This is a genomic window from Nocardia yamanashiensis NBRC 100130 (assembly GCF_001613325.1).
GTDB classification, from domain to species: Bacteria; Actinomycetota; Actinomycetes; order Mycobacteriales; family Mycobacteriaceae; genus Nocardia; species Nocardia yamanashiensis.
Genome location: NZ_BDCD01000039.1, coordinates 13,838 through 39,274, shown reverse-complemented (window position 1 = coordinate 39,274; position 25,437 = coordinate 13,838). Strand labels below are relative to the sequence as shown.

21 protein-coding genes are annotated in these 25,437 nt (G+C 68.5%); 12 read left to right on the top strand and 9 right to left on the bottom strand.

Going from position 1 to position 25,437, the window contains the following annotated elements; genetic code table 11:
- Positions 1 to 278: 278 nt before the first annotated feature.
- The 5 genes from NY1_RS35720 to clpX all read left to right on the top strand — a co-directional run bounded on the left by NY1_RS35720 (position 279) and on the right by clpX (position 5,421).
- A complete protein-coding gene (locus NY1_RS35720; protein ID WP_067721595.1) occupies positions 279 to 803 on the top strand; it encodes an FKBP-type peptidyl-prolyl cis-trans isomerase in 525 nt (174 codons plus the stop codon).
- A gap of 167 nt (positions 804 to 970) precedes the next feature.
- On the top strand, positions 971 to 2,374 hold the full coding sequence (gene tig / locus NY1_RS35715; RefSeq protein ID WP_067721639.1) for a trigger factor: 1,404 nt from the start codon (positions 971 to 973) through the stop codon (positions 2,372 to 2,374).
- Between the two features lie 174 nt (positions 2,375 to 2,548).
- Positions 2,549 to 3,133: an ATP-dependent Clp protease proteolytic subunit gene (locus NY1_RS35710; RefSeq protein ID WP_067721594.1), complete on the top strand. Its 585-nt coding sequence runs from the start codon at positions 2,549 to 2,551 to the stop codon at positions 3,131 to 3,133.
- A gap of 37 nt (positions 3,134 to 3,170) precedes the next feature.
- A complete protein-coding gene (locus NY1_RS35705) occupies positions 3,171 to 3,851 on the top strand; it encodes an ATP-dependent Clp protease proteolytic subunit (RefSeq protein ID WP_067721593.1) in 681 nt (226 codons plus the stop codon).
- A 286-nt stretch (positions 3,852 to 4,137) separates the two neighbouring features.
- Positions 4,138 to 5,421 (top strand): ATP-dependent Clp protease ATP-binding subunit ClpX, encoded by a 1,284-nt coding sequence (gene clpX, locus NY1_RS35700; protein ID WP_067721592.1) that lies wholly within the window; start codon positions 4,138 to 4,140, stop codon positions 5,419 to 5,421.
- A gap of 133 nt (positions 5,422 to 5,554) precedes the next feature.
- Here clpX and NY1_RS35695 read toward each other — a convergent pair whose 3' ends face one another.
- The 4 genes from NY1_RS35695 to NY1_RS35680 all read right to left on the bottom strand — a co-directional run bounded on the left by NY1_RS35695 (position 5,555) and on the right by NY1_RS35680 (position 8,151).
- Positions 5,555 to 6,166, bottom strand: a complete 612-nt coding sequence (locus NY1_RS35695; protein WP_067721591.1) for a dihydrofolate reductase family protein — start codon at positions 6,164 to 6,166, stop codon at positions 5,555 to 5,557.
- A gap of 197 nt (positions 6,167 to 6,363) precedes the next feature.
- The gene (locus NY1_RS35690) at positions 6,364 to 6,894 is read right to left on the bottom strand and encodes a hypothetical protein (protein WP_067721590.1); all 531 of its coding nucleotides are present in this window, start codon (positions 6,892 to 6,894) and stop codon (positions 6,364 to 6,366) included.
- A gap of 68 nt (positions 6,895 to 6,962) precedes the next feature.
- Complete coding sequence (locus NY1_RS35685) at positions 6,963 to 7,340, bottom strand: nuclear transport factor 2 family protein (protein ID WP_067721589.1); 378 nt, start codon at positions 7,338 to 7,340, stop codon at positions 6,963 to 6,965.
- 94 nt (positions 7,341 to 7,434) lie between these two features.
- Positions 7,435 to 8,151 (bottom strand): helix-turn-helix domain-containing protein, encoded by a 717-nt coding sequence (locus NY1_RS35680; protein ID WP_067721638.1) that lies wholly within the window; start codon positions 8,149 to 8,151, stop codon positions 7,435 to 7,437.
- Positions 8,152 to 8,329: 178 nt separating this feature from the next.
- Here NY1_RS35680 and NY1_RS35675 point away from each other — a divergent pair, with 178 nt between their 5' ends.
- A complete protein-coding gene (locus tag NY1_RS35675) occupies positions 8,330 to 8,803 on the top strand; it encodes a hypothetical protein (RefSeq protein ID WP_218028530.1) in 474 nt (157 codons plus the stop codon).
- Positions 8,804 to 8,807: 4 nt separating this feature from the next.
- On the opposite strand, the gene fdhD is transcribed toward NY1_RS35675, so the two are convergent.
- From fdhD to NY1_RS35660, 3 genes are all read right to left on the bottom strand, one after another.
- Positions 8,808 to 9,620, bottom strand: a complete 813-nt coding sequence (fdhD, locus tag NY1_RS35670; protein WP_067721588.1) for a formate dehydrogenase accessory sulfurtransferase FdhD — start codon at positions 9,618 to 9,620, stop codon at positions 8,808 to 8,810.
- Positions 9,617 to 11,917, bottom strand: coding sequence for an FdhF/YdeP family oxidoreductase (locus tag NY1_RS35665; protein WP_067721636.1), 2,301 nt, complete (start codon positions 11,915 to 11,917; stop codon positions 9,617 to 9,619). The genes fdhD and NY1_RS35665 overlap by 4 nt, the downstream gene beginning before the upstream one ends.
- Positions 11,918 to 12,082: 165 nt before the next feature.
- The gene (locus tag NY1_RS35660; RefSeq protein ID WP_157762671.1) at positions 12,083 to 12,982 is read right to left on the bottom strand and encodes a hypothetical protein; all 900 of its coding nucleotides are present in this window, start codon (positions 12,980 to 12,982) and stop codon (positions 12,083 to 12,085) included.
- Positions 12,983 to 13,094: 112 nt separating this feature from the next.
- Between NY1_RS35660 and NY1_RS43370 the strand changes: the two genes are divergently transcribed.
- The 4 genes from NY1_RS43370 to NY1_RS35640 are packed head-to-tail and all read left to right on the top strand — an operon-like array spanning position 13,095 to position 20,785.
- A complete protein-coding gene (locus NY1_RS43370; RefSeq protein ID WP_157762670.1) occupies positions 13,095 to 13,748 on the top strand; it encodes a hypothetical protein in 654 nt (217 codons plus the stop codon).
- Entirely contained in the window at positions 13,745 to 14,995 is a 1,251-nt protein-coding gene (locus NY1_RS35650) for a hypothetical protein (protein ID WP_067721586.1), read from the top strand. Before NY1_RS43370 ends, NY1_RS35650 begins: the two co-directional genes overlap by 4 nt.
- A complete protein-coding gene (locus NY1_RS45240; RefSeq protein WP_067721585.1) occupies positions 14,992 to 17,664 on the top strand; it encodes a serine/threonine protein kinase in 2,673 nt (890 codons plus the stop codon). Before NY1_RS35650 ends, NY1_RS45240 begins: the two co-directional genes overlap by 4 nt.
- Positions 17,665 to 17,695: 31 nt before the next feature.
- Positions 17,696 to 20,785: an FAD-dependent oxidoreductase gene (locus NY1_RS35640; RefSeq protein WP_067721584.1), complete on the top strand. Its 3,090-nt coding sequence runs from the start codon at positions 17,696 to 17,698 to the stop codon at positions 20,783 to 20,785.
- On the opposite strand, the gene NY1_RS35635 is transcribed toward NY1_RS35640, so the two are convergent.
- A complete protein-coding gene (locus NY1_RS35635; protein WP_067721583.1) occupies positions 20,754 to 22,085 on the bottom strand; it encodes an FHA domain-containing protein in 1,332 nt (443 codons plus the stop codon). The two genes, NY1_RS35640 and NY1_RS35635, sit on opposite strands and share 32 nt — an antisense overlap.
- 197 nt (positions 22,086 to 22,282) lie before the next feature.
- On the opposite strand from NY1_RS35635, the gene NY1_RS35630 reads away from it, so the two are divergent.
- Positions 22,283 to 22,714 (top strand): hypothetical protein, encoded by a 432-nt coding sequence (locus NY1_RS35630; RefSeq protein WP_157762669.1) that lies wholly within the window; start codon positions 22,283 to 22,285, stop codon positions 22,712 to 22,714.
- 62 nt (positions 22,715 to 22,776) lie between these two features.
- Positions 22,777 to 23,616, top strand: coding sequence for a patatin-like phospholipase family protein (locus NY1_RS35625; protein ID WP_084535964.1), 840 nt, complete (start codon positions 22,777 to 22,779; stop codon positions 23,614 to 23,616).
- Between the two features lie 249 nt (positions 23,617 to 23,865).
- Here NY1_RS35625 and NY1_RS35620 read toward each other — a convergent pair whose 3' ends face one another.
- The gene (locus NY1_RS35620; protein WP_067721580.1) at positions 23,866 to 25,416 is read right to left on the bottom strand and encodes a glycerol-3-phosphate dehydrogenase/oxidase; all 1,551 of its coding nucleotides are present in this window, start codon (positions 25,414 to 25,416) and stop codon (positions 23,866 to 23,868) included.
- Positions 25,417 to 25,437 lie beyond the last annotated feature (21 nt).

Here is a 25,437-nt window from a genome sequence, read left to right as displayed (position 1 = left end):
AATTTGCGTCTCGGTCGGCACGGCCGTTGCGTCTCGATAGGCATGGCCGCCGGAGCAATGCCCGGCGCGGAACAAGGTGCCGCGTCGGCACGAGATCCGTTCGCGCCGAGCCGATTTCGGCGGCCGCGGCGATTCGGCCGCATCCCGCCCGGCGGTGCGTGCGGCGCGCCCGGAGCGCCGAATCAACCTCGGCGCGGCGCGAACGTGATCCGGCGTGTAGGTTTCGGCGCGGCGTCGCAAACCTGACCGGCGCCGCACATCGGCGGACAGGAGCTGGAATGCGCTTGGCGGGGAAGATCGGGGCCGCGCTCGCGGCCGGACTGATGCTGGCGGGCTGCGGGAGCAGCAGCGACGACGGCGACAAGTCCTCGACGTTCACCGTCGCGCTCCCGCAGGCCGATGGCAAGGAGTGCTCGATCAAGGTCGATGGCGCGTTCGGAGAAGCGCCCAAGATCACGATTCCGGACAACTGCACGCCGCCCACCGAGCTGTTCACCAAGGATCTGGTGACCGGCACCGGTCCGGGCGCGGCGGCCGGGCAACCGCTGAAGATGAACTACACGCTCGTCACCTGGTCGGACAAGAAGAAGCTGGACAGCTCCTTCGATCGCGGCACCCCGTTCACGCTGACGCTGGGCGGCGGCCAGGTCATCAAGGGCTGGGATCAGGGCCTGGTCGGCGTGCAGCAGGGCACCCGCCGCCTGCTCGTCATCCCGCCGAACCTCGGCTACGGCCAGGGTGGTAACGGCATCAAGCCCAACGAGACCCTCGTCTTCGTCACCGACGCCGTCAAGGTCGGTTAGCGACCCTCGAACCGGGCGGTACCAGGGCAGCCGGGAGGAATCCGGCTGCCGCGCCCCCCGCTGCCGTGACCGGTTACACGGTCTCCCGACCCGTCAACTAACCTGGTCGGGATGCGTTCGGGGGGAACCTAGACGTCAACCATGAACTACGAACAAGGAGCATGTCCGTGAAGAGCACCGTCGAGCAGCTGAGCCCGACCCGGGTCCGGATCAATGTCGAGGTGCCCTTCGAGGAGCTCAAGCCGGACTTCGACCGCGCGTACAAGGCGCTCGCTCAGCAGATCCGTATCCCCGGCTTCCGTCCGGGCAAGGCGCCGGCCAAGCTTCTCGAGGCGCGCGTCGGCCGTGGCGCCGTGCTGGAGCAGGTCGTCAACGACGTGCTGCCGAAGCGCTACAGCGAGGCCGTCATCTCGACCGAGCTGAAGGTCATCGGCCAGCCCGAGATCGAGATCACCAAGATCGAAGACGGCGACGAGCTGGCGTTCACCGCCGAGGTCGACGTCCGCCCCGAGATCACCCTGCCGGAGTTCTCGTCCATCGCCGTCACCGTCGACCCGATCGAGGTCACCGACGCCGACATCGACGAGCAGCTCACCTCGCTGCAGCAGCGCTTCGGCACCCTGAAGCCGGTCGAGCGCGCCATCGAGAACGGCGACTTCGTCTCCATCGACCTGTCCGCCACCGTCGACGGTGAAGAGGTCGCCGAGGCCTCCACCACCGGCCTGTCCCACGAGGTCGGCTCCGGCCAGCTCATCGAGGGCCTGGACGAGACCCTGATCGGCCTCAAGGAAGGCGAGTCCAAGGACTTCACCTCCAAGCTGGTCGCCGGCGAGCACGCCGACAAGGACGCCGTCATCACCGTGACCGTGCAGTCGGTCAAGGAGCGCGAGCTGCCCGACGCCGACGACGAATTCGCCCAGCTGGCAAGCGAATTCGACACCATCGACGAGCTGAAGACCGACCTGAAGACCCGCGTCGAGCGCGCCAAGAAGGTGCAGCAGGCCGGCGAGATCCGTGACAAGGTGCTCGAGGCTCTCATCGAGGCCACCGACATCCCGCTCCCGGAGAAGGTCGTCCAGGCCGAGATCGACGCCGTGCTGCACGACGCCGTCCACGGCTTCGACCACGACGAGGCCAAGCTGGCCGAGGCGCTCGAGGCGCAGGGCTCCTCCCGCGAGGAGTTCGACAAGGACACCAAGGAAGCCGCGGAGAAGTCGGTCAAGACCCAGCTGCTGCTGGACACCGTCGCCGAGGCCGAGGGCACCCAGGTCGGCCAGGACGAGCTGATGGAACGGATCATCTTCCAGGCGCAGCGCTACGGCATGTCGCCGGATCAGTTCATCCAGCAGATCCAGCAGGCCGGCCAGCTCGGCGCCGTGTTCGCCGACGTGCGTCGCGGTAAGGCCCTCGCGGGCGTCGTCGTGGCGGCCACCGTCACCGACACCGCCGGCAACACCGTGGACACCACCGAGATGTTCGGCAACCCGGCCGAAGAGGCCGAAGAGGTGTCCGCCGAAGAGCTCGCCACCGTTGCCGACGCGACCGAAGCCGCCGAGGCCGAGGCCAAGTAAGAGCAATCAAGACGGCGCGGTATAGGTTTGCGCTGTGAGCGAAGCAGGACGGTACCGGGAGTTCGGTGCCGTCCTGTTTCGTTAGGGTTTGTGTCAGCGAATCAGTAGGGGCTTGTTAACCGAGCCGTTGAGAGAGGGCAGGTATCTGTGACAATCCATCGAGCAGGGGTGCAGATGGCATCCGCGACTGCTGGTCTGAACCTCAGTGATTCGGTGTACGAGCGCCTGCTGAGCTCGCGCATCATCTTCCTGGGCACTCAGGTTGACGACGACATCGCGAACAAGCTGTGTGCCCAGATCCTCCTGCTGTCGGCCGAGGATCCGACCAAGGACATCTCGCTCTACATCAACTCGCCCGGCGGTTCGGTGACCGCGGGCATGGCGATCTACGACACCATGCAGCTGTCGGAGTGCGACGTCGCCACCTACGGCATGGGCCTGTGCGCCTCCATGGGCCAGTTCCTGCTCGCCGCCGGCACCAAGGGCAAGCGCTACGCCCTGCCGCACGCGCGCATCATGATGCACCAGCCGTCCGCCGGCCTCGGTGGCTCCGCCGCCGATATCGCGATCCAGGCCGAGCAGTTCGCCTACACCAAGCGCGAACTCAACGAGCTGCAGGCGCAGCACACCGGCAAGTCCATCGAGCAGGTGACCGCCGATGCCGACCGCGACCGCTGGTTCACGGCCAAGGAGGCGCTGGAGTACGGCTTCATCGACAAGGTGATCACCCACGCGCGTCAGGCCAACGGCGCCGCCTAGTCCCGCAGCCCATCTCACAGAATCTTTGGAGACGCATATGTCGAACATGATCGACCCCCGGGCCGCGGGCATCACCTTCGCCGCCGCCGGCGGCAGCGTGCCGCCGCAGGCCCGCTACATCCTGCCGACCTTCACCGAGCAGACCACGCTCGGCATCAAGACCACCGACCCGTACAACAAGCTGTTCGAGGAGCGCATCATCTTCCTCGGCGCGACGGTGGACGACACCTCGGCCAACGACATCATGGCGCAGCTGCTGGTGCTGGAGTCCCAGGACCCGGACCGCGACATCACCATGTACATCAACTCGCCCGGTGGCTCGTTCACCGCGCTGATGGCCATCTACGACACCATGCAGTACGTGCGGGCCGACGTGTCCACCGTGTGCCTGGGTCAGGCCGCCTCCGCCGCCGCGGTGCTCCTCGCGGCCGGCACCCCCGGCAAGCGGGCTTGCCTCCCGAACGCCCGCGTGCTCATCCACCAGCCCTCCACCTCCGGTGGCATCCAGGGCCAGGTCTCGGATCTGGAGATCCAGGCCGCGGAGATCGAGCGCATGCGTCGTCTCATGGAGACCACCCTGGCCCGCCACACGGGCAAGGACGCGGACACGATCCGCAAGGACACCGACCGGGACAAGATCCTGACCGCCGAAGAGGCGAAGGAATACGGGATCGTGGACCAGGTGTTCGGATACCGCAAGCTCAGCGCTCAGAAATGAGATCGGCGGGTGGTGGAGTCGCGTAAGGCTCCATCACCCGGCAGCGGTGAGTCCACGCACATGTCCGGCGAGAAACGTGCCCAAGTTATCGACCTCGGTCGCGAATAACGGGTACGGTCACTCTAGGGACCTTTGCTCGTGGTTGTCGGCTCTGCCGTTCGGTTCTAGATTGGCCGAATCGCCGCACCACCTTTCACCGGGTGGCGGTATTACGCTTTACAGATGGCAGTTCGCCCACAGCCGGGACAGACGGTTGCACGCGGACAAGGAAGTAGGGACCCAGGAGATGGCGCGCATCGGTGATGGCGGCGATCTGCTCAAGTGCTCGTTCTGCGGAAAGAGCCAGAAGCAGGTCAAGAAGCTCATTGCGGGACCGGGGGTGTACATCTGCGACGAGTGCATCGACCTGTGCAACGAGATCATCGAGGAAGAGCTCGCCGAATCCAGCGAGGTCAAGCTCGACGAACTGCCGAAGCCCGCGGAAATCCGCGACTTCCTCGAGCAGTACGTGATCGGCCAGGATTCTGCGAAGCGCACGCTCGCGGTGGCGGTCTACAACCACTACAAGCGAATTCAGGCCGGTGACAAGGGCCGCGACTCCCGGGGCGAACCGGTCGAGTTGATGAAGTCGAACATTCTCATGCTCGGGCCGACCGGCTGCGGCAAGACGTATCTGGCGCAGACCCTCGCCAAGATGCTGAACGTGCCGTTCGCCATCGCGGACGCCACGGCGCTGACCGAGGCCGGCTATGTCGGTGAGGATGTGGAGAACATCCTGCTGAAGCTGATCCAGGCCGCCGATTACGACGTCAAGCGGGCCGAGACCGGCATCATCTACATCGACGAGGTCGACAAGATCGCCCGCAAGTCGGAGAACCCGTCCATCACCCGCGACGTGTCGGGCGAGGGCGTGCAGCAGGCGCTGCTGAAGATCCTCGAGGGCACGCAGGCTTCGGTGCCGCCGCAGGGTGGACGCAAGCACCCGCATCAGGAATTCATCCAGATCGACACCACGAATGTGCTTTTCATCGTGGCGGGCGCGTTTGCGGGCCTGGAGAAGATCGTTCAGGATCGAGTCGGCAAGCGCGGCATCGGTTTCGGCGCGGAAGTCCGCTCCAAGGCCGAGATCGACACCGCGGATCACTTCGCGGACGTCATGCCGGAGGACTTGATCAAGTTCGGTTTGATTCCGGAGTTCATCGGCCGTCTGCCGATCGTGGCTTCGGTGACCAACCTGGACAAGGAATCTCTCGTCCGGATTCTGGCCGAGCCGAAGAACGCACTCGTGAAGCAGTATGTGCGCCTGTTCGAAATGGACGGCGTGGATCTGGAATTCACCGAGGACGCGCTCGAAGCCGTTGCGGATCAGGCGATCCTGCGCGGTACCGGGGCGCGTGGTCTGCGGGCCATCATGGAGGAAGTCCTCCTGCCGGTCATGTACGACATCCCCAGCCGCGATGACGTGGCGAAGGTGGTCGTCACCGCCGACACCGTGAACGACAATGTGCTGCCGACCATCGTGCCGCGCAAGCGTCAGTCCGGACCCGAGCGCCGGGAGAAGTCGGCGTAACAAACTCTCGGGACTCTCAGGGGTTTCACCCCTGAAACCCCCGGCGGACACGGCCGCAGCACGCGGCGAAATGTCCGAGAGCTACGAAAAGCGGCCCTGCGAATTTCGCGGGGCCGCTTTCGTTTTCGCTTGTTCAGTCGCCGAAGTCGCCGTAGACGGGTGCGCCGGCGGCGCGGTAGGTGGAGAGCACTACGCCCTTGGAGGTGGTGCTCGACGCGGTCAGTTCGAGGCCGGTCGGTTGTGCGCCTTCGACGAAGAACCTTTTGCCGGAGCCGAGGATGACCGGGAACGTCAGGATGTGGAGGGTGTCCACCAGGCCGTGGGCGAGGAGGGATTGGGCGAGGTTGCCGCTGCCGTGGACCTGGAGTTCGCGGCCGGGGCGGGACTTGAGTTCGGCGACCTCCTTGGCGAGATCGCCGCGCAGGATCTCAGCGCCTGACCAGTCCGCGCTCTCCAGGGTGCTTGACGCCACGTACTTGGGCAGCTCGTTCAGCTTCGATGCGATCGGATCGGCCGGGTCATTGTGCCGCGGCCAGTACCCGCTGAAAATCTCGTAGGTCTTGCGGCCGAGCAGGAACGCGTCCACGTTCTCGAACACGCCGACCATGAACTCGCCGAAATCCTCGTCGCCGAAAGGCGCTGACCATCCCCCGTGCGCGAAACCCCCGTCCGGATCTTCCTCCGGTCCGCCCGGCGCCTGGTAGACGCCGTCGAGCGTGACGAACTGCGTAACCGAAAGCTCCATGTAGTTCTTCTCCTCTGCTCCGTGCCGTCGTGGTGCGCCGGGGCAGATTCCGGAGTGCTCGGTGATCGCCTTTGATCCCCACGGTTCGCCATTGAACCGGTACTCCGATACTTCGAAAATCGGCGCTCGCGCTACACCTGTTACGACGGTGCGGCGCCGGAGAACTCATCGGTTCCAGGGGCGAATGGGAAGGAATTTCAGCGCTGTCGCCGGCCGAATTTGAAGGTGACCGGTTTCGGCTCCGGGACCTGGCGGCGCTCCTTCGGGGCGACCAGCAGACAGGCCAGGCCGAGCGCCGGAAGCGCCAGGGCCGCAATCAGACTGAAGGTGAATTCGGCGGCGCCGAGCTCCGCGGGGCGATGCAGCGCGTGGTACAGCAGGTGCGGTACGCCGAACACCACCCAGCCCAGTCCGGCGATCCGGCCCAGCAGGCTGTCGCGCATATACAGCGCGGCCCCCGTCATGACACCCATGGCCAGGAAGAACGCGCCGACGTCCCCCGCCAGATGATGGTTGTAGGGTCCGTCCACCCGCACCCAGTGCATCCCGAAACCCGGGAAGGAGTTGTAGAACGATTCCGGGGCGACCACCGCCCACAGGCCGATGATCACCGCCTGTGCCGCGAGAATGCCGAGCATGATCTGCAGCGCCAGCCAGCGCCGCCGGTTCACCTCGAGCCGCATCCGCACCCGAACCCCGTCACCGGTGCCGTGCAATGAGATTCGCATCGGCCCCTCCCGCCGTCGAACCAATGGTGATGACACCGTAATTCGCGCGGCGGGAGGCGGACAAGGGGCTAGCCCTCGACGGGCTCCATCTTCATGTCCTCGGGACCCCAGTAGGCCCGCATGCTGATGATCTTGCCCTCGTCGTCGAACTCCATGATGTCGATCGGCGCGAGCGTCATGCGCTGCCCGTTGACGGTGCCGACGAGGGTGAACGACACGGCCGCGTGGTTCCCGTTGACCTTCACGGTGTGCAGCTCGGTCTGCCGCTCCATGTACTCCAGCGCGGTGTACATCTCCCGGATCTTCTCGTGCCCGACCCGGGCCTCACTGCCGATGGGATCCTCCACCGTCGCGTCCGGCGCATACAGATCGATGATCGCCGAGGTGGGGCCGGTGGCCACCAGCTTCACATACTGTTCCGCCACGTCACGAGGCTGCACTGCCATTGAAACTCCCATTGAATTGGAACGCGTTCTAGTGCGGAGCCTAGCAGTCGGCGGCCGGAATCGGACCCGCGAGCTTCACTGTGCGAGACCCGGATCAGCCGAAGCGCTGGAGCCCGGTGACGCGCAGCAGATCCAGTGCCGAGGCCGAATCGGTGCTGGACCGCCCCGCCTGCCACAATTCCTCGAATCGCGGACTGCCGGACCGCAGCTCGGCGAGCAGCCGGGCCAATCCGGGATCGTCCGGATAGCGGGCCCGGACCGCGCGCAGGCAACCGACACAGGCCGCGGCATTGGCGGCCTCCTGCTCCGGGGTCAGCACCAGCCGGCTCAGGCCGTCGCCGAGGAAGCGCTGCCACATGACATTGCGCTGATGCACCGGATGCTCGGAGAAATCGCCGAACAGTGCGGCCGCCAAGGGATTCCAGGCCAGGATGTCGGATTTGGCGGACAGCACCAGCGCGGGCAGATCGGCCATCCGGTCGAGCAGGCGCAGCACACTCGGCCGGATCACCATCGGAATCCGCCCGGCCTGCGGCGGTTCGGCCCCGGCCAGCCGGAACATCAGATCGCGATCGAGTTCGGTCATCCGCAGCGCCCGAGCCAGCGCACCCAGCACCTGCGTGGACGGTTTCGGCCCCCGCCCCTGCTCCAGCCGAACCACATAATCCACGCTGACCCCCGCCAGCAGCGCGACCTCCTCCCGCCGCAACCCCGGCACCTGACGCCGAGCGCCCGCCGCGAGCCCCGCCTCCACGGGAGTGATCCGGGACCGGGCCGTCCGCAATACCGTCGCCAGTTCGGCTCTGTCCATGGCCTCCATGGTGCCGGAGCGGCGGAATTCCGGGGTGGTACCGGCAGTCCCAGGCCCGGACGGTCCTGGTGAGCCGGCACGGGGCCCGCGACGCTACCGATATGACGACGAACGAGACGACGACGATCACCCTGGTCACCGGGGGCGGATTTTTCCACCGGCTCGGCGGCGTTCCCTGATGAGGAAGGCTCTGGTCGGCCTGGCGCTGCTGGTCGTGGTGGTGTGCTGGATCGTTGGATCGGTAACGGAGGAACAGGTGACGGAAGCGAATTCGAACCGGGTGCTGTCGATCGGGCTGCATCCGAGCGCTATCGACTACAGCAGATATCCGCAGCTCGACGCGGCGACGTTGACCGCGCGCATCGAGGCGGGCGAGGCCGCTTTGCGGGCGGCCGGGTTCGACTTCGTGTCCTGTCAGGTTCCCGCCGATCCCGCGGCGGCGGAGGTGAAACTGCGGGAATGCTTGGCGGACGGCGGATTCCGGGTCGCCATGATCGGGGCGGGGGTGCGGATGGCGGCCGAGCACACGCTGCTGTTCGAGCGGCTGATCAATGTGACCATCGAGCTGGCGCCCGGAATCCGGTTCGCGTTCAACACCTCGCCGGAATCCACCATCGATGCCCTGCGGCGGTGGGTGACCCCGGCTGAATAGCCGTTCAGAGGTTGATGCGGTGCTCGGCCGTGTAGATGTTCATGGTTTCGCCGCGGAGGAAGCCGATGAGGGTGAGGCCGGAGTCGGCGGCGAGGTCTACGGCTAGGGAGCTTGGGGCGGAGACTGCGCCGAGTAGGGGGATGCCGGCCATGACGGCTTTTTGGACGAGTTCGAAGGAGGCGCGGCCGCTGACCATGAGGAGGAGGTCGTGGGCGGGGAGGCGGTTTTCGCGTAGGGCCCAGCCGATCAGTTTGTCCACGGCGTTGTGGCGGCCGATGTCCTCGCGTACCGCCAGCGCGGTGCCGTCGGCGGTGAAGAGGGCTGCGGCGTGCAGGCCGCCGGTGGCGTCGAAAACCTGTTGGCGGGAACGGAGTTCGGTGGGGAGTTTGGCGAGTACGTCCAGATCAACCCGCAGTCCCTCGGTGGGTAGGGGATAGCGGATACGGGTGCGCACCTCGTCCAAGGCCGTCTTGCCGCAGAGTCCGCACGCGCTGTTGGTGAGGAAGTTGCGCGGTGCGATCTCCACCGGCTTGCGCAGTTGCACGTCCAGCACGTTGTAGGTGTTCTGGCCGTTCTCGTCGGTGCCCGCGCAGTAGCGGGCGGTGACGACGTCCTCGACCGTATCGATGATGCCCTCGGCGTAGAGGAATCCGTGGATGAGGTCGATATCCGCGCCGGGCGTGCGCATGGTGACGGTGAGGGAGCTGCCCGAGGTGCGGATCTCGAGCGGCTCCTCCACGGCCAGCGAATCGGGGCGGGTGATGACGCCGTTCGGGCCGATGCGCAGGGTGCGGCGGCGGGCGGTGACGCGGCTCATGACGTGTGCACGTGGCGTTCGAGACGGACGGTGACCGCCTTGGAGACCGGCGTGTTGGAGCGGCGCGCCACATGGTCGAGGGGAACCAGCGGGTTGGTCTCCGGGTAGTAGGCGGCGGCATTGCCGCGCGGCGTGGCATAGCCGACCAGGCGGAATCCGGTCACCTTGCGTTCGGTGCCGTCGGTCCATTCGGAGATGACGTCGACCAGATCGTCCTCGGCGAAACCGAGTTCGGCGATGTCCTCCGGGTGGACGAGCACCACGCGGCGGCCGTTGTGGATGCCGCGGTAACGGTCGTCCAGACCGTAGATGGTGGTGTTGTACTGGTCGTGGCTGCGCAGGGTCTGCAGAATCAGGCGGCCCGCCGGCACGGGCAGCCAGTGCAGATCGTTGACCGCGAAATTGGCCTTGCCGGTGGCGGTCCGGAATTCGCGCGCGTCCCGCGGCGGATGCGGAAGCTGGAAACCGTTGCGGCCCCGCACTTTCGCGTTGTAGTCGGCGCAGCCGGGCACCACCCGGGAGATGGCGTCGCGGATCTTGTCGTAGTCGCGGCGGAACTCGGCCCACGGGATCGGATCGCCGGGACCGAACAGGGCCTGCGCCAGCTCGCACACGATGGCGACCTCGCTGCGCAGCTGATCGCTCACCGGCGTCAGGCGGCCGGTGGACAGATGCACCATCGACATCGAGTCCTCCACCGAAACCTGCTGGCGCGCACCGCCTTGCATATCCTCGTCGGTGCGGCCCAGGGTCGGCAAAATGAGCGCGGTGCGGCCGTGCACCACGTGGCTGCGATTCAGTTTCGTCGAAACCTGCACGGTCAGTTCGCAATTGCGCAGCGCGGCCTCGGTCACCTCGGTGTCCGGGGTGGCGGAGACGAAATTACCGCCCATACCGAAGAACACCTTGCCGCGCCCGTCCCGCATGGCGCGAATGGAATCCACGGTGTCCCAGCCGTGCTCGCGCGGGCTGGTGATACCGAACTCCTTGTCCAGCGCCGACAGGAAGGTCTCCGGCATCTTCTCCCAGATGCCCATGGTGCGATCGCCCTGCACATTGGAATGCCCGCGCACCGGGCACACGCCCGCGCCCGGCTTGCCGATCATGCCGCGCGCGAGCAGCAGATTGGTGGCCTCCTCGATGGTGGCCACGCCGTGCACCTGCTGGGTCAAACCCATGGCCCAGCAGATGATCACGGCCTTGGATTCGGTCAGCAGCCGCGCGGTGCGGTCCAGGTCCGCGCGGGTCAGGCCGGTGGCCTCCTCGACCACGCCCAGATCGACGGCGCGCATCTGCTTCTCGTATTCGGCGAACCCGGCGGTGTGCGCGTCCACGAACGCCCGGTCCACCACGGTGCCCGGGGCGCGATCCTCGGCCTCGAACAGCAGTTTGCCCAGGCCCTGGAACAGCGCCATATCGCCGCCGAGGCGGATCTGCAGGAAGTCGTCGGCGATGCTGATGCCGCCGGTGAAACCCTTCACGGTCTGCGGGTCCTTGAAACCGAGCAGCCCGGTCTCGGGCAGCGGGTTCACCGCGATCACCTTGGCGCCGTGGGCTTTCGCCTCGCCGAGGGCGGACAGCATGCGCGGATGATTGGTGCCCGGGTTCTGGCCGGCCACGATGATCAGGTCGGCGTGCTTGAAGTCGTCGATCGTCACCGAGCCCTTGCCGATGCCGATGGAGCTGGTCAAGGCCGCGCCCGAGGATTCGTGGCACATATTGGAACAGTCCGGCAGATTGTTGGTGCCGAAGCGGCGGACCAGCAGCTGGTAGAGGAACGCGGTCTCGTTGGCGGTGCGGCCGGAGGTGTAGAAGACGGCTTCGTCGGGCGATGCCAAGCCGTTCAAGGCCTCGGCGATGAGACGGTAGGCGTCGTCCCATTCGATGGGGGAGTAGTGGGTGTCGCCGGGGCGCAGCACCATCGGATGGGTGAGGCGGCCCTGCTGCCCCAGCCAGTAACCGGATTTGCCGGCCAGCTCCTCGATCGAATGCGCGGCGAAGAACTCGGGGGTGACGGTGCGCAGCGTGGCTTCCTCGGCCACCGCCTTCGCGCCGTTCTCGCAGAACTCCGCCGGGCGTCGCATACCGGTCGGTTCGGGCCAGGCGCAGCCCGGGCAGTCGAACCCGTGCCGCTGATTCACCCGGGTCAGGGTGCGTGCGGTGCGCACCACGCCCATCTCCTCGACCGCGCGCTCGAGCGCCACGGTCACCGCCTTGACTCCGGCCGCCGCGGTCTTCGGGGCGGTCACGGTCAGCGCGGATTCGTCGATATCGGCTTTCGGCGCGGCACGGTGCATATGCGCCATTGTGCTCCCCGGCCCGGCGTGTCGCGCGACGCCCCACGGTTCGGCGCGGTCCGGTGTGCGGACCGGTATGAACGCCGCCGCCGTGAATCGCGATATACCGGCGATGAACTCGAGTAGCGAGCTACCCACGACCGGCCGGTCGGCCGCATTTAGCGTTCAGGTAACGCCTGGGTGAGAAGCCTGCACACGGGGGAGTGCCGGACTTACCATCGGAACGAGCGAGGTCCGCCGGATGATGACACGTGCACATGATGGTCGGCGTGCCGGCAAGTTTGCCAGGCGTGCGAAATTCCCACGCGGCGTGCGGAGTTCGAGTCTCCTCACCCGCATCGCGGCGATAGCGTTCGCGCTGGGGGTCGTCGCCCTGGTCTGCGGGATCGGCGCCGCGAATCCCGGCGATTCCGCCACAACCACCCTGACCGACACCGCCGCGCCGTTCGTCATGGCCCAGGCTACCGCCGCCCAAAACGCTCCCGGCACAGGATATTCCACCCCCGCGCCCACCGGATACAACTCCGACGGCGGCGGAACCCGCTCCGGCGGGGATTGCAGCGGCTCACCCGACTGCACCGGAACCCGTGACGGCACCGGCAATTCCGGCGGCAAGGGCGGCAACGGCGAACCCGATGGCACGCTGTGCTCGAACGGGACGGTCGTGTACGGGAACCAGACGTGCCCGCAGGTGGAGAAGACCAAGACCTGTTGGGACGGCAGCGTTGTCGCGGCCTCCGCGTCCTGCCCGCCGACCACGAAGACCTGCTGGGACGGGAGCGTCGTGGAAGCAAGCGCGTCCTGCCCGCCGACCACCAAGACCTGCTCGGACGGGAGCGTCGTCGCGGCCGGTGCGACATGCCCGCCGGTCATTTCGTCGAAGACCTGCCCCGATGGATCGGTCGTGTCGACGAACGCCGCGTGCCCGCCGACCACGAAGACATGTCCGGACGGGAGCGTGGTCGCTACGCATGCGACATGCCCGCCGGTGGTTACGTCGAAGACGTGCCCTGACGGGTCGGTGGTGGCCACGAACGCGACTTGTCCGCCGGTGGTGACCTCCAAGACCTGTCCGGACGGCAGTGTGGTGGCCACGAATGCGACGTGTCCGCCCGTAGTGACATCCAAGAATTGCCCGGATGGGTCGGTAGTGGCCGCGAACGCGACGTGCCCGCCGGTGACGGAGAACTGTCCGAATGGCAGTGCCAAGCCCGCCAACGGGACCTGCCCCGACATCACGACGCCGAATTCCGGGGGCGGTGGAGGTGGCAATGGCGGCGGTAATGGCGGCACCGGATCCGGCGGCGGTGGCGGTAATGGCGGCGGCAACGGTGGCGGTGGATCCGGCAGCGGTGGCGACGGGTCCGGTAATGGCGGCGGCGGGAATCAAGAACAGCCGCAGCCGAATCCGGGCACCCCACAGCCGCAGGGCGGGAGCGGTGGCGGTACGCAGCCGGCCGCGAATACCAGCGCGCTCGAGCTGAATCCCGTCGCGGTGACGCCCGGCACCGATGTGGCCGCCACCGGTCGCGGTTGTGATTCCGGTGCCGCGGTGAAGCTTTCGATCGGCAATGCCGCGGTCGGTGAGACCAAGGCGGGTGCGGACGGCACGTTCGGCGCGACGCTGAAGACCGGCGGTACCGAGATCGGCCAGTATCAGGTGACCGCCGAATGCGGTAAGAAGCTGGCCGCCAACCTGGATATCGTCCTGGTTAGTCAGGTCGGTGGCGGCGCCGCCACGGCCACGATTCTGCTTTTCTTCCTGCTCATCGGCGGCTGGTACTACGGCCACCGCCTGGTTTCCCACCTGCCCGCACGGAGCCCCCGATGAATATCACCAAGGTCCTGCGGCTGCTCGGATCGGCCGCCTTCGTCGCATTCCTTTTCACCGCCTTCGTTTCCGCCGGGTTCGGGGCGGGTCCGGCCGCGGCGGCCGGTGGCGTGAGCGCTACCGCCACCATCGACGGCCGGGCATTGACGGGCGCTACCGCGGCGCATCCGGTGCGCCTGGATCCGGGCAAGGTGACGCCGATCGTGATGGAGGTGAAGAACGACACCGGCAAGCCGATCTCGGTGCGGCGCATCGACTTCACCGGTCACGTACTCGGCTTGAACTTCTTCTCCTATTCCACCTCGGTCGAAATGACCGTCGCCGCGGGCAAAACCGAGAAGCTCACCTACCGTCTCGACCCCGCCGGACTGGACGGGCAGGCCACCGGATTGATCGGCTCCGACCTCACCCTCATCGGTTCCGACGGCAACGCGGTGACCAGCGTGCACACCGTCATCGACGTCCGCGGCTCGCTCTTCTCGGTCTACGGTTTGTTCGGCGTCATCCTCGCTGTCCTGACCTGTCTGGCCATCGCCGATGCGGCCTTGTCCGTTGCCCGCCATCGCCTTTCGGCCAACCGGTGGCAGCGCGGCGTCCGCCTGCTGGCGCCCGGCATCGGCCTGGGTCTGATGACCGGCTTCACCGCCTCGGTGGCCCGCTGGTGGGTGCCAGGCACCGGTCTCTGGCTCGCCCTGGCCGGTATAACCGCCACCGTCTTCTTCCTGATCGGTTACCTCTCACCCACCCCGGGCAGGCCCGACGACCTCGGCTTGGATGCCGAAGACCTGGCCGCCGCAAGGGAACTCGACAGTGGCTCCTTCCACACCGTCGCCCACCCGATGCGTCCCGGCGGAACACTCACCTTCCCCGATCCGGCCCATCCACCCACCGCCCAGGACCTCGAACCCGCCACCACGGCATTCACCGCCACGCCTCCGGGTTCCCCGGACGCCCCGACCGTCCACCATCAAACCCCCGGCCCGGTATTCCCCAAGGACCCAGCCGGATTGGACGAGCCCACCATCCGCCACGAACCCCTCGGCGGTCGCGGTCCGGTCGTGCGAGGTGTGCCCGGCGGACCGGGGGTGGGGGACACCACCATTGGGCGGGACGCGAAGTCCTCGCCTGCGCTACCGACCGTGCGGTGGGTTCCGGGTCCGCCCGGAAGCGAAACGGATCCGGATGAGCCCACGATCCGGGACAATCCGGAGGCACGGCGACCACGGCGGGGAGGAGTCGGGGGATGAGTGCGGGGGATGCGGCGGGGAGCGATATCGCGCGCGTGCGTGCGGCGCTACCCGGGTACGAGGTCGGCGGGCAGGTCGGGCGGGGCGGGTGCGGGGTGGTGCTGGCGGGCGTGCACCGCGGGCTGAACCGGCGCGTGGCCATCAAACGGATACCGGAGCACTTCGCCGACGATGCCCTGGTGCGGCGGCGGTTCGTGGCCGAGGCACGGGTGATGGCGGGGCTGGATCATCCGCATGTGGTGCCGGTGTACGACTACATCGAGCACGAGGATCTGTGCCTGCTGGTGCTGGAGTATCTGCCGGGCGGGACGGTCGAGAACCGTTTCATCGCAGCCGGATTCGAGGCGACGGCGGCGGTCGCGGTGGCGCTGTCGTGTGCGGCCGGGCTGGACGCGGCGCACCGCAACGGCATCCTGCATCGCGATGTGAAGCCGTCGAACCTCATGTTCGCGGCCAATGGCACCCTCAAACTCACCGATTTCGGTATCGCCAAGATCGTCGGCGGTGAGGACACCCTGGTCACCCGGGCCGGCGAGATCATCGGCACCCCCTCCTACATCGCCCCCGAACAGGTTCGCGGCCAGCAGCTCTCGCCCGCCACCGACGTCTACGCCCTGGCCACCATGCTCTATCAGCTCCTGTCCGGCACCCTCCCCTTCCCGCCCGGCGAGGACGCCCTCGCCATGCTCTTCGCCCACGCCTACGGCGACCCCGTACCCCTCACCGAAGTGGCCCCCTTCGTCCCCGAACCCATCGCCGAAGTGGTGATGCGCGGCCTCGCCCCCGACCCCGCCGCCCGCTTCGAAACCGCCGAATCCTTCGGCGTCGCCCTCGCCGAACCCGCCGCCTTCTGCTGGGGCACCGGCTGGCTCACCCCCGTCGGCATCCCCGTGGTCGGCGCGGACACCATCGTCGCCGCCGCCACCGGCGGCTCCCGCCCCCTCACCCCCAGCCCGGCCGGCGCCTGGACCCCACACACCCCGCCGCCGGGCACCACCCCGTCACCCCGGCACGACCCGCGTGCCACCACCGGCGGCTCGACCCGAGATTCCCTTACCCCCCAACCCCGCCCCGGCGGTTTCACGGGCGCCCCGACACCGCCGTCCGGCGCGTATCGGGTGCGGCGACCGAGCGATTCGATGCCGGGCGGCCCCACTCCACGACCGACCGGCCCGAATCGGACGCCGCAACCTCATCGCTCCACGGACCCGGCCGTGAATGAACCGACCGTCCGAGCTCCGGGCTCCCGGCCCGGCGCGCCCTCGGAAGACGAATCCGCCTGGAGCAATGCCGAGACCGAAATCAGCCCGGCCACGCCCGGCTGGGCGAATCGGCCCACCGGTACGTCGCCCGGTACCGGGCCGGACGGACCCGATCAGCGCGGCGAATCAGGTTGGCGCAATGCGGAAACCGTGATGCGTCCGGCTACCCCGGGCCCAGGGTGGCCCACGCCCGGACCGGATGCCGGTCCGGGACAGATTTCCGGGCGGCGTGGGACGGATTCGGTTGGGGGCGGACACGTGGGACGCGCGGGTACGCCCCCGGACGGTCCGCGGAAACCCGTTGCGGGGCAGTCGGGTGCGCGGCCGCGGGCGGCAGGTGAGTTGTCGCATGGCGGTGCTGGGCCGCGAATTCCGGCTGAGCGTGGATATCCCGGCGCCGTTGGTTCGGGTGGGGCCGGACCGTCCGAACCGGGCGGTGCGGGACGGCATGGCGGACCTGCTGCGGGTGGGACGGCGGCGTCCGCTGCGAGCGGTTCGGTGCCTCGAAGGACTTCCGCGGCGTCGGGCTGGGCCGCGGGCTCGCTCGTGCTGGTGCGGCCGCGGCAGCCGATTCGGCATGAGGGGGCTCGGCTGGTGGATGTGGATCGTGGGGATCTGGTGCCGGTGCAGCAGGTGGTGCGGTTGAAGCCGGCTCGGGTGCCGTTGCTGGCGGGGGCGGTCTGTGCGGTGGTGGTCGGGGCGGTGGCGGTGCTGGGGTTGGGCGGGGGTGTGCGAGATGTGCCGCCTGCGGGGATGATTCGGGTAGGCGGGGTGGATCCGGGGGCGGTGAGCCGGGTGGATGTGGATTTGTCGCAGGGGGTGCCGGTCGCTGTTTCGGGGGTGGATGCGGATTCGGTGAAGTTGTCGTGGGATGTGCTGGGGGTGCCGGTCGGGGGTGAGGCGGTGGCTTTGCCGGATGGGGGCGGGGAGGTCGCGGTGCCTGTGCCGGTGAATCAGTATGTGGTGGCGGGGGATTTGACGGGGGAGCTGACGTTGTCTCGGAATGGGAGCGAGACCGCGTCCTATCGGTTCGGGGTGCATACCGAGCAGAAGTCGCTAACGACGGCTACGGCGTTCGGGGTGTTGCTGCTCGTGCTGTTCGCGGGGGCTTATGCCGAATCCAATTCGCGCGCACTGCGGCACGGGCGGGCTCGCTTCGCATCGACGGTTGGGCTGGCGGTGAGCGCGGGGCTGCTCGGGATCGCGGCGGTGGGGGCGGCTTGGGTGCTGCTGGGGACCGAGCCGACGGTGGCGGCGGTGATCGTCTGTGGCGCTGTGGGTGTCGGGGCGGGGCTGGCGCTCGCGGCCGGGTTCCGGCGGCTCGGGAAGCGATATCGGTATGTGCGGGTGCTGCGCCTGCGCGAGGGACTGTCGGCGCTGGCCGGGGGCGGGCGTCCGGGTCGGTGACCGGTCGGGACGTGGAGAGGCAGGCGGGGATATGGCTGGGCAGCCGCTGATCGAGATCAGGGAATGGGGCCGGCCGGTGCGGCGGCTGGTGCTCGACGGGCCGGTGCTGTTCGGGCGCGGTCGGGGCGGGGAAGTGCTTGCCGATGACGGTGTTTCGCGGCAGCATCTGCGGCTGGTGCCATCGCCCACGGCCTTGTCGGCGGTGGATTTGGGGAGCCGCAACGGGACCACCGTGAACGGGGTGCCGTTGGACGGGCGGCAGGTGCTGGCGACGGGGGATGTGCTGCGGCTGGGGCGTAGCGAGATCATCGTGCTGCGCACGCCCGACCATGAGCCGACCGATTACACCAGTGCCGCAACGAATCTCATGCCCGAATCGGCCGATGCTCCGCCACCGCCGCCGGGTGAGACGGCTCCATCGGCGGCTGTGGTGTGGGCTGAACGGCTGTTAGGCATCGATTCGACCGGGCAGCGGAATCTGTTCCCTGTCTTCACCGAACTGCCCTCGCATATCCCGCTGCGGTTCTGGCAGGTGGTGCGGGTGGGCAGCATGGCCATCTACCTGGCATTGATCATCGCCTTGCTGGTGCGCCCGGCCGGTGGGCTGTTCGTCATGTTCCAGGTGATCGTCCCCCTGCTCCCGGGCCTGTTCCTGTTCGCACCGGGCCTGTGGCGCAATGTCTGCCCGCTCGCCGCCACCAATCAGCTGCCCCGCCTGCTGGGTTTCACCCGCGCCGCCACCGCGCCCCGCTGGATCCGCGAGCGTGGATTCCTGCTGGCCGTAGCCCTGTTCTTCGGCATCGCGGGTTCCCGGCTCGCCGGTCTGGATCGCAGCGGCGTCGCGACCGCAGCGGTGCTGGCCCTGGTCGCTCTCGCGGCATTCACCGGCGGAGTCGCGTTCAAAGGCAAGAGCGGCTGGTGCAGCACCATCTGCCCGCTGTTCCCGCTGCAACGTGCTTATGGCCGAACGCCTTTCGTCACCGTCGCCAACAATCACTGCCGCCCCTGTGTCGGTTGCGCCAAGAACTGCTACGACTACAAACCCCGCGCCGCCTACCTCGCCGATCTGGCCGATACCGATCGCGGCTGGAGCGCCCCGCGCAAACTGTTCGCCGCCGCGCTACCCGGGTTCGTGCTCGGATTCTTCACCGTCACAGGTCATCCCGAACTGTCGATCGTGCAGCGCTACGCGGTGCTCGGCATCGCCATGCTGGCGGCCGTCGGCGTGTACTTCGCCCTGGAGTCCCTGACCGACCTCAGCCCGGCCCTGCTCACGGCGGGGTATTCGGTTGCGGCCCTGGACATCTTCTATTGGTTCGCCGGATCGGTCCTGGCGGGCGCGTTCACCACCATCACCGGCATCGCCGCCTCCTGGTTGCACTGGTTGATCAGCGGTGCGGTATTCATCGCCACCCTGATCTGGCTGGCGCGCACCCAGATCACCGCCCTCCAATACGCTCAGCACACCGGCACCCGCACCGCTCCCGTCCTGCTGCCCTTCCCGCGCACCCGCCCTGCGCCCCGAAACCTCATCACCGCACCGGCTTCGGTGCTGTTCGAACCCGGACCCACACGAATCCCCGCCGACCTGGGCATGAGCCTGCTCGACATCGCCGAACACGGCGCCCTGCCATTGGAAGCGGGCTGCCGGATGGGCGTGTGCGGCGCGGACCCGGTCGCGGTGCTCGGCGGTGCGGACAACCTGTGCGAACCGACCGCGGACGAACGGAACACCCTGCGCCGCTTGGGTTTCGCCGACAACACCCGCATGGCCTGCTGTGCGCGGGTGACCGGCGGCGATGTCGAAGTCGCGCTCACGCTGCAGCCGGGCAGCGGAAACACCGACACCCCGGTGCATTTCGATCGCTCCCTGGTGAGCGTGGTCGTCGTCGGCAATGGCATCGCCGGTGTCACCGCCGCCGATTTCCTCCGGCGCGGCCACCCGGAGTGCGAAATCCACCTGGTGGGGCGGGAAGCGCACGACTTCTACAACCGCATGGGCATCTCCCGGCTGGTCTACGGCCGATCCGCCATGCAGGGCCTGCATCTGCTGCCGGAGAACTGGTACGAGGAGCACCGCATCACACCGTGGCTCAATACCCTTGCCACCACGCTGGATACCCGGGCGCGGCGGGTGCGGCTCGGCACCGGGGAAGTGCTGCCGTACGACCGGCTGATTCTCGCCATGGGCGCGGGCGCCGCATTGCCCGATATCGAAGGACTGCGCAGGCCGGGTAGTTTCGTGCTCCGCGAGGCGGGCGACGCGCTCCGGATTCGCGCCTACGCCCAGCAGCGCGGCTGCACTCGCGCGGTGGTGGCGGGCGGCGGCCTGCTCGGTCTCGAAGCCGCATTCGCCTTGCACCAGCTGGGACTTCGGGTGACGGTGCTGGAACGCGGCGAGCGGCTGTTGAGCAAGCAGCTCGATCCACGCTGCTCCGCCATCGTGCTGGGGCATTTCGTCCGGCGCGGGATCGAGGTGCGGCATCGGGCCGAAACCGCCCGGCTGACCGGCGATCCCGGAGTACGCGCCGCGGTCTTGAAGGACGGTACGACCGTGCCGTGCGAGGTGTTCCTGACCGCCACCGGCATCCGGCCCGATATCGAGCTGGCCCGGCGCGCGGGATTGGCGGTGGGACGCGGGATCCTGGTCGACGACCGGATGCGCACCAGCGCGCCGGACGTGTACGCGGCCGGTGATGTGGCCGAACATCGGGACCGCGTATTGGGGCTGTGGCCGATCGCGGCCGAACAAGCGCAGGCTGCCGCCGTCAATGCGCTCGGCGGTGACCAGGTGCTCAGCGCGGAAACGCCCGCCACCATCCTCAAGGGCGTCGGGCTGGAACTGTTCACCATCGGCCGGTCCGAGCCGGGACCGCGCGACCGGGTGATCGTCATCGACCGCCCGTCCGAGCACTCGTATCGGCGGCTCATCCTCTCCGGTGAATACGTGGTCGGCGCGACCGTGCTCGGCCATCACCCCGCCGATGTCGCGGCGGCCCAGCAAGCGGTCCGCGCTCGCCTGCGCATCTCCCCGTGGTCGCTGGCCGATCTGCACGCCGGCGACTGGTCGGCGCTCGCCGGCGAAAACCTCACCGCCGCAATGGTTCCGCCCGGAAGGTGAACACTCGCTCGCCGATCCGCAAGCTCCAGCCGGGCGGCAATTCGGTGGCCTTCTGACCCACCCGGATCCAATCCTGCGCACCGGGCGCGGCGACGAACGTGCCGCCCGGCGTGGAAGCATCCCGGACCAGGACCTTCCCGGCCTCCACCGACAGATAGGCATGCACCCGCGACACATGCCGGTCGCGCGGGATCACGATCGGCGAAGCCACCGCCCGCCGCACCGACTCGTCGATCATCGGATCCCGCCCGAGCACATAGGGCCGGTCCAGCGGATACACCGCGCCCTCCGGTGAACCCAGCACCCCTACCGCGGCGGGCATCGCGCTCGTTTCCGGCGGCGCTTCCTCGGCTGCCGCCGCGCTCGCGTCGAAGGCGGCGGTCGGCGGTTGATCGGCCGGATCCGGACGATCGGCACGCTTCCCAGGCCGGGCCGAATCATCCTCGCGCTGTCCCGCTTTCGCCCCCTTCCGCATATCCGGAGCGGCCGCGGCAACCGGATCAACTTCGGGAATCACCTGCGTCTCCGGCGCGGATCCCACTCCGGGCTGGGTCGCCCGGGTGCGCTTGGCCAGCACATCCGCTGCCTCGTTCTTGTCCGTCACGCCATCCTGCGGCCGGTCCTCCGTGGCTGCGCGCGCTGGCGTGCGCCGCTGCCCACCCGGATGCGCCGGAGACTCCGGCGCCTCGCGCCGGACCGGCGGGCCGGGATGGCTGCCGGGGGCGTCGGCGGTGCGAGCGGCCGCGTCGGAATGGTGCACGCCCGCGTCGGGGAGATCGGGCTGCTTCAGGACACCGGTGGTGGAGCTGGGCGCGGCGCTGACGCCCCGGGGCGGGGCGAGCACGATGAAACCGCCGGCGGGGACCACGCCGGAGCGCAGATCGGTGTGCGGGATCTCGGTGGTGGCGACGCCGTCGGGAGCCACGGTGAGGCGGCGGATCGGGTCGCGGATGATTTCGTCGGCCCAGGTCATGGCGCGTTCGCCGGACCATTGGCGGGTGCCTTCGGGGCCGTTGACCAGGGCGCGGATCGGGCCGCGCAGCAGCACCAGCAGGCCTCCGGCGGTCGGTGCGATCACCCCGAAATCGGGCGGGTGCGCGGAACCGCCGCTGAACACGGTCGCGGCCAGCCGCTGTGCGATCGCCACGCCGGGATCGCCGGACTTGGCGGCTGTCTCGGCCGCACCGAGAATCCGCTCGGTGGAAGGACTTTCACCGGAGACCAGAATGATCACATTCCCGAATCTGGCGACCAGGCCCTCCCCTCGGACCAGCGTGACTGTGGTCGGAATCCGCCCCATGGGCGCCTCCTTTGCCGGCGCTCACAACGTCGCAGCCCAGCATAGGACGCCCGGCCCGCTCGGCGCAGCGCTCCGCCCGCGAATCCGACACGGGCGACGGAATTGGGGTAATGCGTAGCGGGATCGGGCGGCGGGGGTGAGGATCGGAGGATCGTGCCGGTGCACCCGGCTCCGGCAGTACGGATTAGGACCGAATCATGATGGGCACGATCATCGGTACCGCGGGCCGCACCACCGGGGCTCGTTCGTTCGCTATCGCCGTGGGGCTGGCCGCGGCGGCGCTCACCGTCTCGGCGGGACCGGCCGCCGCCACGGGGACCCGGGTCGGGGTGGAACCGGGGATTTCGTTCGGGTCGGCCACCAATTACGGGACGGGCTGTTCCTACACCGTCAACGGCTATGTGGACGACCCGTCCACGCCGGTGATCTTCTACGACAATGCGGTGCCGTTCGCGTGGGCGTATCCGTCGGGCGGGCTGGCGCAGGCGCAGTGGAAGCCGGCCACGACCGGCGCGCATCGGTTGCAGATCTTCCAGCAGAACCGGGCGGGTACCGAGGTGTTCCCGTATGTCGATGTCACGGCCGGTACGGGGTTGAGCACCGGATCGGGCTGCAACGTCTTCGGGTGAGCGTTGTCGGGGGCTCGCGCTAGATTCGGATGACAGGTCTTTCCGAGCGGAGTGGAGCGAGCATGGCGCACGAGCGGGCATTGGTGCTGGGCGGCGGGGGAGTGGCCGGGATCGCTTGGGAGACCGGCATTGTCGTGGGCCTCGCGGATGCCGGTGTCGATGTCCGCGGTGCGGATCTGTTGCTCGGCACCTCGGCGGGCTCGAATGTGGCCGTGCAGTTGAGCAGTGGGCTGAGCTTCGCCGAATTGTTCGCGCGCCAGGTCGATCCGGCTTTGCAGAGCCATGAGATCGTGCCGCCCGGGGATCCGCTCACCCTGATGGTCGCGGTGTGGAGCGCCATCGCCGAACAGGCGCCGGGCGATCCGGTCGAGATCAGCCGTCGCCTGGCCGCGGCGGCCCTGGATGCCGACACCATCCCGGAGGCCCAGCGTCGCGCCGTCATCGAATCCCGCCTTCCCGTTCATGATTGGCCGGATCGCGACCTGCTGGTCATTGCCGTGGACGCCGCCGACGGCGCGGCCCGGGCCTTCGACCGCAACTCCGGTGTCGCGTTGATCGATGCCGTGGCGGCCAGTTCCGCCGTCCCGATGGTCTGGCCGCCGGTGTCGCTGGAGGGCACCCGGTACGTGGACGGCGGCGTCCGGACCTCGACGAACTCGGACTACGCCACCGGTGCGGAGCGCATCCTCATCATCGCGGCCAATCCGGATGTGTTCCTGGAGGGTGAGGTGGCGGCGCTGCGTGAGGGCGGCTCTCGGGTGGAGGTGATCCGTCCCGACGAACCCTCTCTGGCGTCGTTCGGCACCAATCCGCTGGACACGGTCACTCGGGTTCCGGCTGCCGAATGTGGTCGCGCCCAGGGCAAGTCCGAGGCCGCTCGTATCGCTGCCTTGTGGGCGTAACCAGGGATTTGACGGAATAGTGGGGTCGCTTCGCCTGCCGTCCCCGACTGTGGTCCCCCTGATGGGAGCCGTTGCCTCGCCTTCCGGCGTCGTTCCGGCCGTTGTCGCCTTTTCGAGCCGAGGTACCGGGGGGAATGGGTTGAGTGGCACATGAGTGAGGGGGTCGGCGGTGTGTTGCCTCGCTCATGTGCCGTTGATCATGGGAGGGGCACTTTCCCGGGTTGGTGTTTCACTTTTGGGGTGGGTGCGTTAGTGGCTGGTGGTGCTGAACTGGGCTTCTGCGGTGGGGGTGGCGGCGGTGCGGTCGGCGGGGACCAGGCCGATTCGGGTGCGGCGGTCGAGGAGGTCGTCGGGGTCGAGGGCGCCCTCATAGTTGACGGCGAAGGTGAATTCGGCTGCGGTTACGTCGATTCCGGGGGCTACGGGGGTGGCCAGGTCGGGGTTTTCCGCCGCTAGGGCCAGGATCGTGGGGGCTTCGCTGCCGTAGCGCTCGATCAGGCGGGTGGGGGCTTGGATGCGGTCGCGGGCTGCGCCGGAGACCGCGCCCACCAGGGGGAGATCGCGGGTGCGGCAGACGGCGGCGGGGAGCTTCGAGTGGGCGATGGCGGCGTCGACGGTGTCTTCGGCCATCTTGCGGTAGGTGGTGAGTTTGCCGCCGACGACGGTGATCACGCCGGTGGGGGAGGTCAGGACGGCGTGTTCGCGGGAGATGTCGGCGGTGCTGTCGGCGCCGGTGCGCAGGAGGGGGCGCAGGCCCGCGAAGGTGCCTCGGATGTCATTGCGGGTCAGAGGTTCTCGCAGGACCGTGTTGACCGTGTCCAGGAGGAAGTCGATTTCGGCGTCGGTGGCGTGCGGGACGTCGGGGACCGGGCCGGGGGCTTCCTCGTCGGTCAGGCCCAGGTAGACGCGGTTGTGCGCGGCGGGGAAAGCGAAGACGAAGCGGCTGGTGCTGCCGGGGATGGGGACCGTCAGGGAGGCGGAGAGGCCGCCGAAGGCCGCGGCGTCGAAGACCAGGTGGGTGCCTCGGGACGGGCGCAGTTCGATGCTGGGGTCGACCTGGTCGGCCCAGACGCCGGTGGCATTGATGACCGAACGGGCTGTGACGGTGAGGGTTTCGCCGGTCAGGCGGTCGGTGAGGGTGGCGGCGGTGCCGGTGACGTCGGTGGCTTCCACGCGGGTGAGGACGGCGGCGCCGTGCGCGGCTGCGGTGCGGGCGATGGCCACCACCAGGCGGGCGTCGTCGACCAGCTGGCCGTCCCAGGCGATCAACCCGCCGCGCAGGCCGTTTCGGCGCACGGTCGGTGCGTAGCGCAGGGCCTCCGCGGCGGCTACGCGGCGGGAGCGGGGCAGTACCGAGGCCGAGGTGCCCGCGGTGCGGCGGAGGACGTCACCGGCCAGGAAGCCGGTGCGGACCAGAAGTTTCTGCGCGGCGCCGACATTCGGAAGCAGCGGCACCACCTGCGGGAGTGCGCGGGTCAGGTGCGGGGCGGTGCGGGTGAGCAGGATGTCGCGTTCCACCGCGCTCTCGTGGGCGATGCCCACCCCGCCGCTGGCCAGGTAGCGCAGACCGCCGTGCACCAGCTTGGAACTCCAGCGGCTGGTGCCGAACGCCAGGTCGCGCTTCTCCACCAGGACGGTACGCAGCCCGCGCGACGCGGCGTCCAGGGCCACGCCGGCGCCGGTGATGCCGCCGCCGATCACCAGGACGTCGATGGCCTGACCGTCGCCGAGCGCGCTCAGCTCCCGCTGTCGCCGTTCGCGATTCAATGCCGAACTGTGCTGAGCCGAATTACCGGTCATGGCAGGACCTTTCGATGAGCG